Below are 15,955 nucleotides of genomic sequence, written 5' to 3' on the forward strand. Positions count from 1 at the left end.
GCTGTCTATATGCGCCGGATGTAATGCTGTGCATATATTTTGTAAAAGTCGATTGCTTCGGGCTTCGCCCTTTCGCAATCGTCGCCGCCATTCGCATTCCAGGCCTATCGGCCTTCCATGCTCATGACGCTTAGCCCGTCCGATGCCTTTTCGTCTGCCCGTGCCAGCACGGCAGACGAAAGGGCGCCGTCCGGGACTTTTACAAACAAATGGAACTCCTTCCGATGTCATTCCTGAGAAGTCACGTCAATGGAAGGAGTCCCTGATTTGAAATTAGAGCTGAGTGGCTGCTAATTTCTGGAATCAATATACCGCGAATTCTCCGGAAATGCAAGTGGAAAATGAGAAAAATAAGAATAAAAAGACGGAAAATGAGAAAAATAGCGGGGAAATTGTCGTGAAGTTTTTGGAAAAAGCAGTGGAGCGGTGGACGGGAAGAGCCTCGATAATGTGACTAATTTATATTAAAATATAGATTGAAAATCCAACAGAAATGCCATAGAATAGAGACGTCTCCGTTTGGGATAGCGTCAAAGTGTAATTTCCGGAAAATGGGGGAAGCGCAGGGAATGCGGCATCGGCCGCAGAGCTGAAGTGATGGGATTCGCGGTTTGTCGTTGTTTTTGGCGATATCCGGGATCATTTCACGGAAGGGAAGGACAGAGGAGGATAAAAAATATGGTTAGCAATCTTTTATTGGGGGGACTCGGGATTTTGGCTGTGATTTTTGCAGTCTATTTTGTCAGAGATATCCTGGCCCACCGCGGAGAACTGGAGAAGGGGACCAACGGTCTTCTCTCGGCGTTGATCGGTTTCGGAATCAATTTTTTGGACACGCTCGGCATTGGTTCCTTCGCGCTTGGCCTCGCTCTCTACAAGAGCCTTCATCAGGTGGATGACAGGAAGATCCCGGGGACTCTGAATGTCTCCTGTGTTCCTCCCGTCATAGCGGAGGCCTGCTTCTTCATTTCGGCAGTGCAGGTAGAGCCGCTCACGCTGGCCGCAATGCTTGTTTCCGCGACTCTCGGCGCATGGATCGGTGCCGGTGCGGTCTCGAAGCTCTCAAAGCAGAAGGTTCAGCTCTTTATGGGTATCGCCCTTGTGGTGATCGGCGTTGTCATCGTCTGCCAGACGGTAGGCTTGGTTCCCGGAAAAGGAGAGGCGATCGGTCTTCATGGGGTGAAGCTCATCATTGCGGTCGTGATCAATTTCTTCCTCGGCGCGATCATGACGCTCGGCGTGGGACTCTATGCCCCCTGCTTTGCTCTGGTCTCGCTGCTGGGGATGGATCCGAAGGTCGCTTTTCCGATCATGATGGGATCCTGCGCTTATCTCATGCCGGTGGCGTCCATCCGCTTTATCAAGGAGGGGATGTATAACCGGAAGATGTCGCTTTTCGCCGTGATCCCGAGCGTTATCGGAGTATTTATCGCGAGCCGTCTCGTGCTCGGTCTCTCTCATGAGGTGCTCAGCATCGTCATCGTCATCGTCATGGCCTACTCGGCACTTTCGATGTTCTATTCTCTCTACAAGGAGAAAAAGGCCGGAGAGACAGAAGCGGAGGGCGGAGAGAAGAAGGTCTGAGCCCGGACAAGACAGCGAATCAGCGCTTCCCATTAGAAGATAATAGTAGAAGAGGAGATTTTTGGCGCGGGAGTGACCGCGGAGGAATAAGGAACTTGAAGATGGAGGAAGATAAGCATGAATCTTTTCAGAAGCATCCAGGCAGTTGACACGCACACGGCGGGTGAGGCCACCAGAATTGTGATCGGCGGTGTCCCGAATATCAAGGGGAAGTCCATGCCGGAAAAGAGGCAGTGGCTGGAGGAGAATATGGACCAGCTGAGGACCTCTCTCATGCTGGAGCCAAGGGGACACAATGATATGTTCGGCGCGATCCTTACTCAGCCGACGGATCCGGAGGCGGATTACGGCATCATTTTCATGGATGGCGGCGGATACCTGAATATGTGCGGACATGGGACGATCGGTGCCATGACGACTGCGGTGGAGACGGGGATGGTCCCCGTGACGGAGCCTGTCACAAAGATCATCCAGGAGGCGCCGGCCGGCATTATCCGCGGCGAGGTTCAGGTGGAGAACGGCAGGGCGAAGCGCGTGAGCTTCCAGAATGTCCCGGCTTTTCTCTATAAGAAGGACCAGGAGGTGGAGCTTCCCGGCCATGGAAAGATTCGATTTGACCTTTCCTTTGGCGGCTCCTTCTTCGCGATCGTGAGGGCGGACCAGGTCGGCCTCGAGATCAAGCCGGAGAACGCGGAGCTTTTGAGTAAGCTTGGAATTCAGCTGAGGGAGATCATCAACAGGGAGATCCCGGTGCAGCACCCTCTGCTTTCGCATATCCACAGTGTCGACCTCGTCGAATGGTGGTCCGAGACGGAGACCAAGGGAGCCAGTCTCAGAAACTGTGTCGCCTTCGGACAGGGGCAGATTGACCGCTCCCCCTGCGGAACGGGAACCAGCGCGAAGCTTGCGACTTTATTTGCCCGCGGGGAACTGAAGGAGCATGAGAAATTTTATTATGAGTCGATTCTCGGCACGATCTTCGAGGGAGAGATCGTGGGGACGGCGAAGGTCGGAGATTACGATGCGGTCATTCCGAAGATCTCCGGGAGCGCCTATATAACCGGCTTCAATCAGCTTGTTCTGGATGAGGATGATCCCGTGAAGTACGGTTTCCTGCTGAAGTAATTCTCTAAGCTTTTTCGGGAATAAGCCCCCTGTGGATCAAAGGATCCGCGGGGGGCTTTTTATGCGGCGTAAGGCGCCCTCGCGCAGACAGAGCGGCGAAGCCGCGGCCGCCCGCCGGGGGCAGTATTTCACAGTGCTTTCGGAAGATCCAACATGAAATTTTATCCCGGCCTTCCTAGAAGTCGACCTCCGTATCGTAGTAGCAGGCCTTCAGGAGCTTTTCCATCTCCTCCTGCGTCGGGATCCTGGGATTCGATCCGGTGCAGGCGTCTCCGATCGCGCGCTCCGCGATACCGGGCAGTCTCTCAAGGAAGATCTTCTCCGGAACAAAGCCATGCTCCGTCGGGAGGGAATCCGCGCCGTAATTTCGGATGCAGTGGGGGATATTGAGCGCATCATTCATGCGGCGGAGCTCTGCAATGAGAAGGCTCAGCTTTTCATCCTCATTTTTTCCGCCAAGGTGCATGTAATCTGCGATGACAGCGTAGCGCTTCTTCGCCTCCGCATTCTTTGCGTTGAAGGCGATAACCTTCGGAAGATACATCGCGTTTGCCGCGCCGTGGATCAGATGCGCTCCGCAGTCCGCAAATACGGCGCCGGTCTTGTGCGCCATGGAGTGGACGATGCCGAGCAGGGCATTGGAGAAGGCCATGCCGGCGAGGCACTGCGCGTTGTGCATCGTATCCCTCGCACTCATGTCCTCCTGGTAGGAGGGGATGAGATTCTTCTGAACGAGCTCGATCGCGTGGATGGCGAGGGGGTCCGTAAAATCACAGTGCGCTGTCGAGACATAAGCTTCAATCGCGTGTGTCAGCGCATCCATACCGGTGTGAGCGACCAGCTTCTTCGGCATGGTCTCCGCGAGCTCCGGGTCGACGATGGCGATATCCGGAGTGATTTCAAAATCCGCGATCGGATACTTTGTTCCCTTTTTATAATCTGTGATGATGGAGAAGGCAGTGACCTCCGTGGCGGTGCCGGAGGTGGAGGAGATGGCGCAGAAGCGGGCCTTCCTCCGAAGCTTTGGAAGACCGAAGACCTTGCACATATCCTCAAAGCTGCAGTCGGGGTATTCGTAGCGGATCCACATCGCCTTTGCCGCATCGATCGGAGAGCCTCCGCCCATCGCGACGATCCAGTCGGGGCGGAAGCGCTGCATCGCCTCTGCGCCCTTCATAACCGTATCTACGGAAGGGTCGGATTCGATCCCCTCATAGAGCTCGACCTCCATACCGGCTTCCTTCAGATAAGAGACGGCCTTGTCCAGGAAGCCGAAGCGCTTCATGGAGCCTCCGCCGACAAGGAGCATCGCCCTCTTACCCTCGAGCTTCTTCAGTGTCTCCAGAGCTCCCTTTCCATGATAGATATCCCGCGGTAAAGTAAATCTTGCCATACGCTCTCTCCTTTCCCGGATAGAATCCGGTCCCAAAGGGCGGCCCTGCACCGCCCTTTGGAAGCATAGCACCATGGGAGGAGCTTGAAAAGGAGTTTTTGTTAAATAAATAACGACAATATATTGAGAATTTCTATAATAAATAATTGAAAAGACGAAAGCTCCCGCGAAGCGGAGAAGAGGAGATGGAAAAAAGCGGAGAAGCGGGACTTGACAAATACCCATAGGGGGTATAATATTCTTTTGAAAAGAGATACCCCTGAGGGGTATACATCCCGGCTTTGAAGAGCGGCGGAGAAGGCCCCGGCCGCGTCCTGAAAGCGGTGGATTTCGGAAGCTTCGGACTGTGGGGAAAAGATCTGCCGCTTGTCGGAAAAAGCACTGCAGAGAAAAGGAAGCCGTACAAAGCTTCGCTATGGCTTTTGGCTTATGGAGGTGAGGATGGGGAAGCAGGAGACAGAGGACAGGGATTTTTTCGATGCGGAGTCGGCGGAGGGAGACATTTCCCTGGAGTCCTGCTGCGGATCCCGCCGGAAGAAGCGGAGCGAGGAGGAGCAAAGAGCCCTTCTTTTACGGCTTAAGAGGGTGGAGGGACAGATCCGGGGGATAGAGAGGATGGTGGAGAGGGATGCCTACTGTCCGGACATTCTGGTTCAGGTCTCCGCTGCGACAAGCGCTTTAAACAGCTTCAATAAGAGCCTGCTCTCCTGTCACATCCACAGCTGCGTCGCGGAGGATATCCGGGAGGGAAAGGACGAGGCCATCGATGAGCTCTGCGCCCTCCTCCAAAGGCTGATGCGCTGAGGAGCGGAGCGGCAGGCCGCCGGGAAAACGAAGCTTCGCCGAGGGTTTTTCTGCGGGGCAGACTCAGGGAAATGGCAGAATGAGAGAGATAAGGGGAGGGAAAAGGATGGAAAAAGAGCGGGGGAAAATAAGGCAGTACAATGTGAGCGGCATGAGCTGTGCGTCCTGTCAGGTGCATGTGGAAAAGGCGGTCTCCAGGCTTCCGGGGGTGAAGTCCGTCTCCGTCTCCCTCCTCACGAATTCCATGTCGGTAGAGGGGACTGCGGGAGATGCCGAGATCGAGAGAGCCGTGGAGAACGCGGGATACAGGGCGGTCCCGAAGGAGAGAGCGGGGAAGAGAGAGGAGGCGGACAGAGGAGAGGAAGCGCTCCGGGACCGAGAGACAGCGAAGCTTTTTCAAAGACTTAAGCTTTCTCTCGTCTTTTTGCTTCTTCTTATGTATCTCAGCATGGGGCATAAGATGCTGGGACTGCCGATCCCGGGCTTTTTGCAGCATAATCCCATCGGGCTTTCGCTCACACAGCTTTTACTCGCGGGCATCGTGATGATGATTAACCGGGCCTTTTTCCTCTCGGGCTTTCGCTCCCTTCGCCATGGGGGCCCGAACATGGATACCCTTGTGGCGCTTGGTTCCGGAATATCCTTTCTCTGGTCTCTTTATATCCTTTACCGGATGAGCTGGCTTGTCTCCAACGGGGCGCAGAGTCAGGAGCTCATGGAGCTCTATCATAATCAGCTCTACTTCGAATCCGCGGCCATGATCCCGGCTCTGATCACGGTCGGAAAGACCCTGGAGTCTCTCTCCAAGGGGAGGACGACGGACGCCTTGAAGAATCTGATGAAAATGGCGCCGAAGACCGCGCTTCTCGAGCGGGACGGAAGGGAGGTCGAGACGCCGATCGAGGAGGTGAGAGCGGGAGATATCTTTCTCGTAAAACCCGGGGATTCCATCCCGGTGGACGGCGTGATCGTGGACGGCGGCGGAGCGGTGGATGAGTCCGCGCTGACCGGGGAATCTGTTCCCGTGGATAAAAAGGAGGGGGATCGGGTGAGCGCGGCGACGATCAACCGATCCGGATTTATCCGGGCGAGAGCGACGAGGGTCGGGGAGGATACGACCTTCTCCCAAATCATCAAGATGGTCAGCGATGCGGCCGCGACCAAGGCTCCGATCGCGAGAGTGGCGGATCGGGTCTCCGGAGTCTTCGTACCTATGGTCATGCTGATCGCGCTTCTTGTGCTTGCGGGCTGGCTTTTCGCCGGACAGAGCTTCGCCTTTTCCCTGGAGAGAGCGATCAGTGTGCTCGTGATCTCCTGCCCCTGCGCGCTCGGCCTCGCGACTCCGGTCGCGATCATGGTCGGAAACGGAGTGGGGGCCCGAAACGGAATCCTTTTTAAGACCTCGGAGGCCCTGGAAAATGCGGGGAAGCTTCGGATCATAGCCTTGGATAAGACGGGGACCATCACTGAGGGGAGACCGGAGGTGAGTGATCTGATCCCGGCGGAAAATGTCTCGGAGAGGGAGCTTCTCTTCCTCGCCGCCTCCCTCGAGAAGAGGAGTGAGCATCCGCTCGCCGGGGCCGTTATGAGAAGAGCCGAGGAGGAGCATGTCGATGCGGGAGAGCTCCGCGATTTTCGCGCCCTCGCCGGAAACGGCCTCACGGGGAGACTTGGAGACAGCGTGCTGCACGGGGGGTCCGAGAGCTTTATCTCCACCTTGGCGAAGCTCCCCCCAAAGCTCTCGGAGAGAGCCGCAGCCCTTTCAGCGGAGGGAAAGACAGCACTCTATTTTGAAAGGGACGGAGAGATTCTTGGGATGATCGCTGTCTCGGATCGCATCAAGGAGGATTCTGCGGAGGCCGCGGCGGAGCTTCGGCGGATGGGGATTTCCCTTGTCATGCTGACCGGGGACAATGAGAGGACGGCGAAGGCGATCGGCCGGGAGGCCGGAGTGGATCGGATCATAGCGGGCGTACTGCCCGATGGAAAGGAGGCCGTGATCCGGGAGCTCCAGAAGGAGGGCATGACCGGGATGGTGGGGGACGGCATCAATGATGCCCCGGCTCTTGCGAGAGCGGACATCGGGATCGCGATCGGCGCGGGGACGGATGTCGCGATCGACTCCGCAGACCTGGTACTCATGAACTCACGCCTCACGGATGTTTCCGCCGCGGTACGCTTAAGCCGTGCGACGCTTCGGAATATCCATGAGAACCTCTTCTGGGCCTTTGCCTATAATGCGATTTTGATCCCGATCGCGGCCGGCCTCCTCCCGATGCTGAGGATCAGCCCCATGCTGGGGGCGGCGGCGATGTCTCTGTCCAGCTTCACGGTGTGCATGAATGCGCTTCGCCTGAATCTCTTCCCGATCCATGGAACGGGAAAGGGGAGGAGCCGGGGAGGAGAGCTTAGAGCTGAGGCATCCTCAGCGCCAGAGGGACCGGGCAGGGAAAAAGCGGAAGAGAAGCCGCTGCCCGCCCCCTGCCCCGAGGAGGAGAGCGGAAACGATCCAAACAGGAGGGAAAGCGAAGGACCGCTTTCCGGAAAGGAAGAAAAGATGAAAGAGACGCTGAAGATTAAGGGAATGATGTGTGAGCACTGTGAGAGACATGTGAAGGAGGCCCTGGAAAAGCTCCCCGGAGTGGAGAGCGCGCTGGTCTCCCACGGGAGCGGCACCGCGCTTCTCACCCTCGGGCAGGAGATCCCGGAGGAGACACTCAGAAAGGCGGTGGAGGAGGCCGGATACGAATTTGTCGGAATCCAGTAGGACAGCGGATCCGGTGGACCGCCGGGGGAAAAGATGCTATTCTCTTTTTTGAAATCGGAGGGGAGCAGCTGAAGAGGAGAGTGCCATGCCCGCAGCAAAGTATGATGCGATTTACAGGGACCTGAGGGAGGAAATCGAGAACCAGCGTTATGACTATCAGAGCATGCTTCCCTCAGAGCATCAGCTCATCCGGCACTACGGCTGCTCCCGAAATACGGTCCGCAGGGCTCTCCAGCAGCTTGCAGAGGACGGCTATGTCCAGATCATTCATGGGAAGGGAGCGGTGGTCCTGTTCCGCAGAAAAGAGCAGGCGGAGTTTCTGATCGGCGGAATCGAGAATCTCCGCGAGGCCGCCGCGAGGAACCGTCTGGAATTAAAGACGAAGGTGATCTTCTTTGCGGAGCTTTTAGTAGAGGAGCGGATTCAGCGCCGCACGGATTTCCCGATCGGGGCGGAGATCTATTATCTTCAGAGGCTTCGCTACCTGGATGGAGAGGCTTTGATCTTGGATCACAATTATTTTCTGAAGAGCATTGTGAGGAATCTCACGAAAGAAATCGCCGAGGGCTCCGTCTATGAATATATGGAGGGTGTCCTCGGAGAGACGATCGTCACCACGAAAAGAAAGTACACGGTGGAACGGATCACGGAAATCGATGGGAAATATATGGATATGAAGGACTATAACTGCCTCGCCGTGGTCTCCAGCCATACCTATAATAAGGATGGCGTCATGTTTGAGTATACGCAGTCGCGGCACCGCCCGGACCGCTTTGCCTTTTACGAGCAGGCAAAGCGGCTGAAATACGGGGCGTCTTCTATTTCAGGAGCTTTTCATAGCTTTCACTGACCTTTTCCCAGTCGAGAACCTCCCAGAAGGCCTTCACATAGTCGGCCCGGAGGTTTTTATACTTCAGGTAATAGGCGTGCTCCCAGACATCGATCGCGAGGATCGGGACGAAGCCCTTTCCCTCCATCAGGGGATTGTCCTGATTGGGGCTTGAGGAAAGCTGAAGCTTTCCATCGGGATTTGCGGAGAGCCAGGCCCAGCCGGATCCAAAGAGTGAGACCGCGAGGGCGCTGAGCTTCTCCTTCACGCTGTCCGTCCCGCCGAGCTGTGTCCGGATTGCGTCCGCGAGCTTTCCGACGGGCTCCCGGTGCTTTTCGGGGCTCAGGGACTGGAAGTAGATATTGTGGTTGTAAAAGCCTCCTCCGTTGTTCCGCACCGCCTTCCGGACGGCCTCGTCGGATATTTCGTCGAGGGAGGAGAGCAGCTTTTCGATGGAGTCCGGACGGATGCCGGCATTCTCCAGGGCGGCATTCAGATTTTTGGTATAGGCCGCGTGGTGCTTGCTGTAGTGCGTTTCCATCGTGAGGGCGTCGAGGAAGGGCTCCAGAGCATCGTAGCTGTAGCCGAGCTTTTGCTGTTCGAACATAAGATCTCCTTTCTGAGACTCATTTCATCCCCGCGGAAGGGAAAGTCCGCGGGGGTGTTTTTATGCTGAGATGACTATAGCATAGTTTTCCCTTATCAGACAGGAAAATTTGCTTGACCAATTTGTTTAAACAAGATAAGATGTAGAAAAGGAGAAATTTGTTTATACAAGTAAATGAAAGGCATGGATTTTCGAAGGAGGGCTTATGGGGAAATTTACGGAGTCGTCGGAGCGTTTGCTTCGGGCGATCGGCGGAAAAGACAATATCCACGCGGTCTCTCACTGCATCACCAGGATGAGGTTTGTGCTCAATGATCCGAAGATCGCAAATATTCCGGAGATCGAGTCGATCCCCTGCGTGAAGGGAACCTTTACGCAGGCGGGGCAGTTTCAAGTTATCATCGGAAATGAGGTGGCGGATTTCTATCAGGACTTTGTCGCGGTTTCGGGCGTCTCCGGTGTCTCGAAGAGCGAGGTAAAGAGCGCGGCGAAGAGAAACCAGAATCCGCTTCAGAGAGTCATGACCTCCATCGCGGAGATCTTTGCCCCGATCATCCCGGCGATCGTCGTCGGAGGTCTGATCCTGGGCTTTCGAAATGTGATTGACAGCCTGAATATCTTTAACGGGGCGACCCTGGTATCGCAGAGTCAGTTCTGGGCGGGAGTGGACAGCTTCCTCTGGCTGCTCGGTGAGGCCGTCTTCCATGTCGGCATCCCGGTGGGAATCTGCTGGTCTGTGATGAAAAAGATGGGGGGGACGGAGATCCTGGGTCTGATCCTCGGTCTCACCCTGGTCTCGGGACAGCTCCTCAACGCCTACGCTGTCGCGGGGACCGCGGCGGCGGATATTCCGAAATGGGATTTTGGCTTCGTCAAGGTCAATATGATCGGCTATCAGGCGCAGGTCATCCCGGCGATTCTCGCCGCCTTTACGCTGGTCTATCTGGAGCGCTTCTTTAAACGGGTCACGCCTAAGGTGGTGTCCATGATTGTGACGCCCTTTATGAGCCTGCTCCTCTCCGTGATGGCAGCGCACTTTGTGCTCGGCCCGATCGGCTGGCGCATCGGCTCCGTGATCTCAGCGGTGGTTTACGCGGGGATCAGCGGCCCCTACCGTGTCATCTTCGGGGCGGTCTTCGGTTTCTTCTATGCGCCCCTTGTCATCACGGGACTGCATCACATGTCCAATGCCATCGACCTCCAGCTGATTTCCGATTTCGGAGGGACCATGCTCTGGCCCATGATCGCGCTTTCCAATATCGCGCAGGGCTCCGCGGTTCTCGGCATGATCGTACTGCAAAGGAGAAACGCGAAGGCGCAGGAGATCAATATTCCGTCCTGCATCTCCTGCTATCTCGGCGTGACAGAGCCGGCGATGTTCGGTATCAACCTGAAATATGTCTTTCCGTTTTTCTCCGCCATGGCGGGGTCCTGCGTCGCTGGAGTTCTGAGCACGGCATTTTCCGTCAATGCTTCCGCGATCGGAGTCGGCGGACTCCCGGGGATCCTCTCCATCAAGCCGGAGAGCATGGGGATGTTTGCGCTCTGCATGCTGGTCGCTGTCGCGCTTCCCTTCCTCCTGACCTATGGGATCGGACGGAAAAAGGGAGTTGACCGGGAGGAGGAAAGGGAGAACAAAGCTCCCGAAAAGGAGGCTCCCGCCGCGGAAGATTCCGGCGCTCCCCTTCACTTAAAGGCCTTTCTGAGCGGGAAAACGGTCCCGATCGAAGAGGTTCCGGACGAGGTTTTCTCTAAGAAAACATTGGGAGAGGGGATGGCGATTGAGCCAACGGACAATGTCCTTCTCGCTCCGGCGGACGGCAGCGTCAGTGTCGTCATGGAGGAGAGCAATCATGCGGTCGGTCTGAGCCTTCCGAATGGGACGGAAATCCTTCTCCACATCGGGCTGGACACCGTCGCAATGAACGGGGACGGCTTCCAGAGCTTCGTGAAGATGGGGGAGAAGGTCAGAGAGGGTCAGGAGCTCATCCGCTTTGATCCGGAAAAGATCCGCGCCGCGGGCCATCCCCTCATTACCGTTCTCGTCGTCACAGAGGGGCCGGAGCTCTCCTTTGAGACCGGGAAGGAGGTCAGGGCCGGAAAGGACGAGATCGCGAGGAGTGTATAAGGAAGACAGAATGAACGATTTCAGGAAAAGCACGATCTACCAGATTTACATCAAGTCCTTCGCGGATTCCAATGGAGACGGCATCGGTGATCTGAACGGCATCCGGGAAAAGCTTCCCTATCTGAAGGAACTCGGCATTGATTATATCTGGGTCACGCCCTTTTTCCGCTCTCCGATGCGCGATAACGGCTATGACATTTCGGATTATTACTCGGTGAATCCCGTCTTTGGGACGATGGAGGATGCGGTGAATCTGATCCGGGAGGCCGGGGAGCTCGGGATCGGGATGATGTTTGACATGGTCTTTAATCACAGCTCCACGGAGCACGAATGGTTTCAGCGGGCGCTCCGCGGTGAGAAAAGATATATGGATTATTACATCTTCCGGGATCCCGTATCCGGAGGTGCGCCATGCAACTGGCAGTCGAAGTTCGGCGGAAGCGCCTGGGAATATGTCCCCTCGCTCGGGAAGTATTATCTGCATCTTTTCGACAGGACGCAGGCGGACCTCAACTGGGAGAACCCGGAGCTTCGGGAGGAGCTTCGGAAAATCATACTCTTTTGGAAGGAAAAGGGGCTCCGGGGCTTTCGCTTCGATGTCGTAAATCTGATCTCAAAGCCGGAGGAATTTCTGGATGATGAGGAAGGGGACGGCAGGAGGTTCTATACCGATGGGAGACATGTGCACCGCTTCTTAAAGGAGCTCGTGCAAAAGACCGGAATCGATGGGATGGTGACGGTCGGAGAGATGTCTTCCACCTCGATCGAGAACTGCATTCTCTATACAAGGCCCTCCGAGAAGGAGCTCTCCATGTGCTTTAGCTTTCACCATCTGAAGGTGGACTACAAGGATGGAAACAAATGGGCCCTGATGGCGCCGGATCTTCGGGAGCTCCGGAGGCTTTTCTCGGAGTGGCAGGAAAAGATGCAGGAGGGAGGCGGCTGGAATGCGCTTTTCTGGTGCAATCATGACCAGCCGAGAGTGCTTTCCCGCTTTGGCGACGAGGGAAAATACTGGAAGCAGTCCGCGAAGATGCTTGCGATCTTTATCCATCTGATGCGGGGAACGCCCTATGTCTACCAGGGAGAGGAGCTCGGCATGACGAATCCGGGCTATCAGAGGATCGAGGATTATCGGGATGTGGAGAGCATAAATTACTATGGAATTCTCCGAAAGGACGGGCACAGCAGGGAGGACGCCCTCCGGATTCTCGCGGCCCGCTCGAGAGATGACAGCCGGACGCCGATGCAGTGGGACGGTGGGAAATATGCCGGCTTTTCAAAGGCGGAGCCATGGATAGCGGTGCCGGAAAACCACAGCTTCATCAATGCCGCCTCAGAGGAGGCGGACGAGGACTCTGTCCTGCACTGCTACCGGGAACTGATCCTTCTCAGAAAGGAGCTCCCGCTCATCTCGGAGGGACGGATTCACTTTACGGATTCCGGGAATGAGAAGGTCCTGAGCTATGAGAGGAGCCTCGGGGAAGAGCGCCTCCTCGTCTTCGGGAGCTTCTCCGCGGAGGAGGAGAGGGCCGAGGGGATTCCTTCCCGGGAAGAAGGATGGGAGCGCCTCATCGGGAATTATCCCGAGGACGGAAGGGAGGACGGAAGGCTTCGCCCCTACGAAGCGGCGGCCTTCCTTCGGAGGGGAGAGAGCTAGGCATCCCGATCTCTTATTTGCCTGTTGGATTCCAGTACCTGTGAATTCCGGCGCCTTGTCTGTCCGCGGGGAGCGCTCATGATTTACCGCTTCTCCTCGTCTGTAAAGGCCGATGGCCCGGGCGCGGCAGCTACTGCCGTCTGCATTCCGGCTTTTCGGGCCTGCATGCTCAATGCTGCTCAGCCCCGTTCAATGCCGCAGCGCATCTCATCTCCGATCGTGGGCATTGGACGGGGCTTTTACGGCAAAGTTTATGTATTATTTGCGAAGCAAGGCGGAAAATGGGGCAAAATCGCCTGTTATATGATGCTGTTTTCATGCGGATATGCTATAATAAATCAAACGCCGAAAGTGATTCCGCATGGTTCCGCTGTTTCGCGGCTCCCATCCATGCCGCCTCTTATCTGCATACCGGCTGCTATTTCGTTCCATAGCCGAAGAGGGCGTATCATAGAGTCTTTCATCCACTCCTGTGCGAGCAGATCCTGGATGGGGGACTTTTGATACTGGAATCATAAGATGACGAAAGTCGCACGGGTCTGTACAGCAGGGGTATCAGGCCGAAAGCAGTGGACATGGAGGAGAACATGTACAAAATCACAAAAGTTGAGCATCTGGTAGACAAGGACTGGCTCATGGTCGTGGAGGCGCCCTTTGTCGCAAGGAACGCGGAGCCGGGACAGTTCATGATCGCGAAGCTGGGGGAGCTTGGGGAGAGGATTCCCTTCACCATCGCGGATTATGACAGAAAGGCCGGGACGATCACCATTGTCTTTCAGGTCGTCGGAGCTTCCACGGAGAAGATGAGCAAGCTGAAGGAGGGAGAGTATTTTACGGATATTGTGGGCCCCCTCGGCAGACCCTCTGAGCTCATTGAGACCCCGATCGAGGAGCTGAAGAAGGAGAGCATCATTTTCATTGCGGGCGGCGTGGGCGCTGCTCCCGTTTACCCGCAGGTCAAGTGGCTGCATGAGAACGGCGTTGAGGCGGATGTCATCCTCGGCGCAAGAAATAAGGATCTTCTCATCATGGAGAAGGAGCTCCGCTCCGTCTCGAAAAATGTCTATGTGACGACAGATGACGGCTCCTACGGCGCAAAGGGTGTCGTGACGGATGTCCTGAAAAAGCTGGTCCTGGAGGAGGGCAGGAAGTACACGAAGTGCATCGCGATCGGACCGGTGATCATGATGAAGTTCGCCTGCCTGACCACAAAGGAGCTCGGCATCCCGACCGTTGTCTCCATGAACCCGATCATGATCGACGGGACCGGCATGTGCGGCGCCTGCCGCCTCGTTGTCGGTGACAAAGTAAAGTTTGCCTGTGTGGACGGACCGGAATTCGACGGCCATCTCGTCGATTTCAATCTCGCCATGAAGCGCCAGCAGACCTATAAGACCGAGGAGGGCAGGGCGATGCTCGAGCTCCTCGAGGCGGAGAAGGCGCATGGCGGCTGCGGCAACTGCAATGGATGATCGGAGGTGAGAGAATGGCTGTGAATATGATGAAGAACAAGGTTCCGGTTCCGGAGCAGGATCCGAAGGTGCGCGCCACCAATTTCAAGGAGGTCTGCCTCGGCTATGACGATGCCCAGGCGAAGGAGGAGGCCTCCCGCTGTCTGAACTGCAAAAACCCCCGCTGTGTAGTCGGCTGCCCGGTCTCCATTCAGATCAATGAGTTCATCCATGAGATCAATGAGGGAAATATTGAGAAGGCGGCGGATGTCATCGCCCGCTCCTCGGCCCTTCCCGCTGTCTGCGGAAGAGTCTGCCCGCAGGAGACGCAGTGCGAGGGCGTGTGCGTGAGAGGGATCAAAGGAGAGCCTGTCGCGATCGGAAAGCTCGAGCGCTATGTGGCCGACTGGGCGAGGGAGCACGGCTATGTCGCGGCGAAGCCCGGAGAGCCGAACGGCAGGAAGGTCGCCGTCATCGGAGCGGGTCCCTCCGGACTGACCTGCGCGGGAGATCTCGCGAAACTCGGCTACGAGGTGACGATCTTTGAGGCCTTCCATGAGCCGGGCGGCGTGCTTCTCTATGGGATCCCGGAGTTCCGTCTTCCGAAGGACAGGGTAGTTATCCCGGAGATCGAGAATGTAAAGAAGCTCGGAGTGAAGATCGAGACCAATGTCTTGGTCGGAAGATCCATCACGGTGGACGAGCTCCTGAATGAGGAGGGCTTCGATGCGGTCTTCCTCGGGACCGGGGCGGGACTTCCGAAGTTTATGAATATTCCGGGGGAGACCGCGAACGGCGTCTACTCCGCGAATGAGTTCCTCACGAGAAATAATCTGATGAAGGCCTATCGGGAGGATGCGGATACGCCGATCAAGTGCGGAAAGAAGGTCGTCGTGGTCGGCGGCGGAAATGTGGCGATGGACGCGGCGAGGACCGCGCTTCGCCTCGGCGCGGAGGTGCATGTCGTCTATCGGAGATCCGAGGCGGAGCTCCCCGCGAGACAGGAGGAGGTTCACCACGCGAAGGAGGAGGGGATCATCTTCGATCTCCTGCAAAATCCGGTGGAGATCCTCATTGATGAAAATGACTGGGTGAAGGGCATCAAAGTCATCAAGATGGAGCTCGGGGAGCCGGATGCCTCCGGCAGAAGAAGACCGGTGGAGATCCCGGGATCCGAATATGTCATCGACTGTGACTCCGTGATCATGTCCCTCGGCACCTCTCCGAACCCGCTGATCAGCGCTACTACGAAGGGTCTGGATACGAACAGCCACGGATGTATCATCGCGAAGGAGGAGAACGGAGAGACCTCAAAGAAGGCGGTCTATGCCGGAGGAGATGCCGTGACCGGCGCCGCGACCGTTATCCTGGCGATGGGAGCCGGAAAAGCGGCAGCGAAGGGGATTGATGAGTTCCTGCGGGGAGAAAAGAAATAAGACAGAGAAAACCTTGAGAAGGGCCGGGTGTTTGCCCGGCCTTTTTCTGAGCAAATTTTGAGGAAATGTCTATACTGGAGCTTGAAGCCGCAGGCGGATTGGCTTATACTCATTCAGTGGTCAATGATTAGTGATTAGTGGATGGTGGTCAGCAGGGGGCTGGACCACGGT

11 protein-coding genes are annotated in these 15,955 nt (G+C 56.3%); 9 read left to right on the forward strand and 2 right to left on the reverse strand.

Annotated elements, in window-relative coordinates; all coding sequences use genetic code 11:
* The first annotated feature begins 678 nt into the window (after positions 1–678).
* Together HMPREF1986_RS11450 and HMPREF1986_RS11455 are read left to right on the forward strand one after the other, a co-directional pair.
* Positions 679–1,584: a sulfite exporter TauE/SafE family protein gene (locus tag HMPREF1986_RS11450; protein WP_009213973.1), complete on the forward strand. Its 906-nt coding sequence runs from the start codon at positions 679–681 to the stop codon at positions 1,582–1,584.
* Between the two features lie 117 nt (positions 1,585–1,701).
* The gene (locus tag HMPREF1986_RS11455) at positions 1,702–2,709 is read left to right on the forward strand and encodes a proline racemase (RefSeq protein ID WP_021775011.1); all 1,008 of its coding nucleotides are present in this window, start codon (positions 1,702–1,704) and stop codon (positions 2,707–2,709) included.
* 175 nt (positions 2,710–2,884) lie between these two features.
* On the opposite strand, the gene HMPREF1986_RS11460 is transcribed toward HMPREF1986_RS11455, so the two are convergent.
* Positions 2,885–4,102, reverse strand: coding sequence for an iron-containing alcohol dehydrogenase (locus HMPREF1986_RS11460; protein WP_036600520.1), 1,218 nt, complete (start codon positions 4,100–4,102; stop codon positions 2,885–2,887).
* A 441-nt stretch (positions 4,103–4,543) separates the two neighbouring features.
* Between HMPREF1986_RS11460 and HMPREF1986_RS11465 the strand changes: the two genes are divergently transcribed.
* From HMPREF1986_RS11465 to treR, 3 genes are all read left to right on the forward strand, one after another.
* Positions 4,544–4,906 (forward strand): metal-sensing transcriptional repressor, encoded by a 363-nt coding sequence (locus tag HMPREF1986_RS11465; RefSeq protein WP_242837387.1) that lies wholly within the window; start codon positions 4,544–4,546, stop codon positions 4,904–4,906.
* 106 nt (positions 4,907–5,012) lie between these two features.
* The gene (locus HMPREF1986_RS11470; RefSeq protein WP_242837388.1) at positions 5,013–7,673 is read left to right on the forward strand and encodes a heavy metal translocating P-type ATPase; all 2,661 of its coding nucleotides are present in this window, start codon (positions 5,013–5,015) and stop codon (positions 7,671–7,673) included.
* A gap of 85 nt (positions 7,674–7,758) precedes the next feature.
* A complete protein-coding gene (gene treR / locus HMPREF1986_RS11475) occupies positions 7,759–8,523 on the forward strand; it encodes a trehalose operon repressor (protein WP_021775016.1) in 765 nt (254 codons plus the stop codon).
* Here the strand turns inward: treR and HMPREF1986_RS11480 are convergent.
* Positions 8,492–9,109, reverse strand: coding sequence for a superoxide dismutase (locus HMPREF1986_RS11480; protein ID WP_021775017.1), 618 nt, complete (start codon positions 9,107–9,109; stop codon positions 8,492–8,494). The two genes, treR and HMPREF1986_RS11480, sit on opposite strands and share 32 nt — an antisense overlap.
* A 205-nt stretch (positions 9,110–9,314) precedes the next feature.
* On the opposite strand from HMPREF1986_RS11480, the gene treP reads away from it, so the two are divergent.
* The 4 genes from treP (at position 9,315) to gltA (ending at position 15,784) form a co-directional block, all read left to right on the forward strand.
* Positions 9,315–11,237 carry a PTS system trehalose-specific EIIBC component gene (gene treP / locus HMPREF1986_RS11485; protein WP_021775018.1) on the forward strand — a complete coding sequence of 641 codons (1,923 nt, stop codon included), beginning with the start codon at positions 9,315–9,317 and terminating at the stop codon, positions 11,235–11,237.
* 10 nt (positions 11,238–11,247) lie between these two features.
* Positions 11,248–12,897 (forward strand): alpha,alpha-phosphotrehalase, encoded by a 1,650-nt coding sequence (gene treC / locus HMPREF1986_RS11490; RefSeq protein WP_036600523.1) that lies wholly within the window; start codon positions 11,248–11,250, stop codon positions 12,895–12,897.
* 587 nt (positions 12,898–13,484) lie between these two features.
* A complete protein-coding gene (locus tag HMPREF1986_RS11495) occupies positions 13,485–14,369 on the forward strand; it encodes a sulfide/dihydroorotate dehydrogenase-like FAD/NAD-binding protein (protein ID WP_036600524.1) in 885 nt (294 codons plus the stop codon).
* 14 nt (positions 14,370–14,383) lie between these two features.
* Positions 14,384–15,784, forward strand: a complete 1,401-nt coding sequence (gene gltA, locus HMPREF1986_RS11500; protein ID WP_036600558.1) for an NADPH-dependent glutamate synthase — start codon at positions 14,384–14,386, stop codon at positions 15,782–15,784.
* The last annotated feature ends 171 nt before the right edge of the window (positions 15,785–15,955 follow it).

The sequence above is a fragment of the Oribacterium sp. oral taxon 078 str. F0263 genome, assembly GCF_000469565.1.
GTDB lineage: Bacteria > Bacillota > Clostridia > Lachnospirales > Lachnospiraceae > Oribacterium.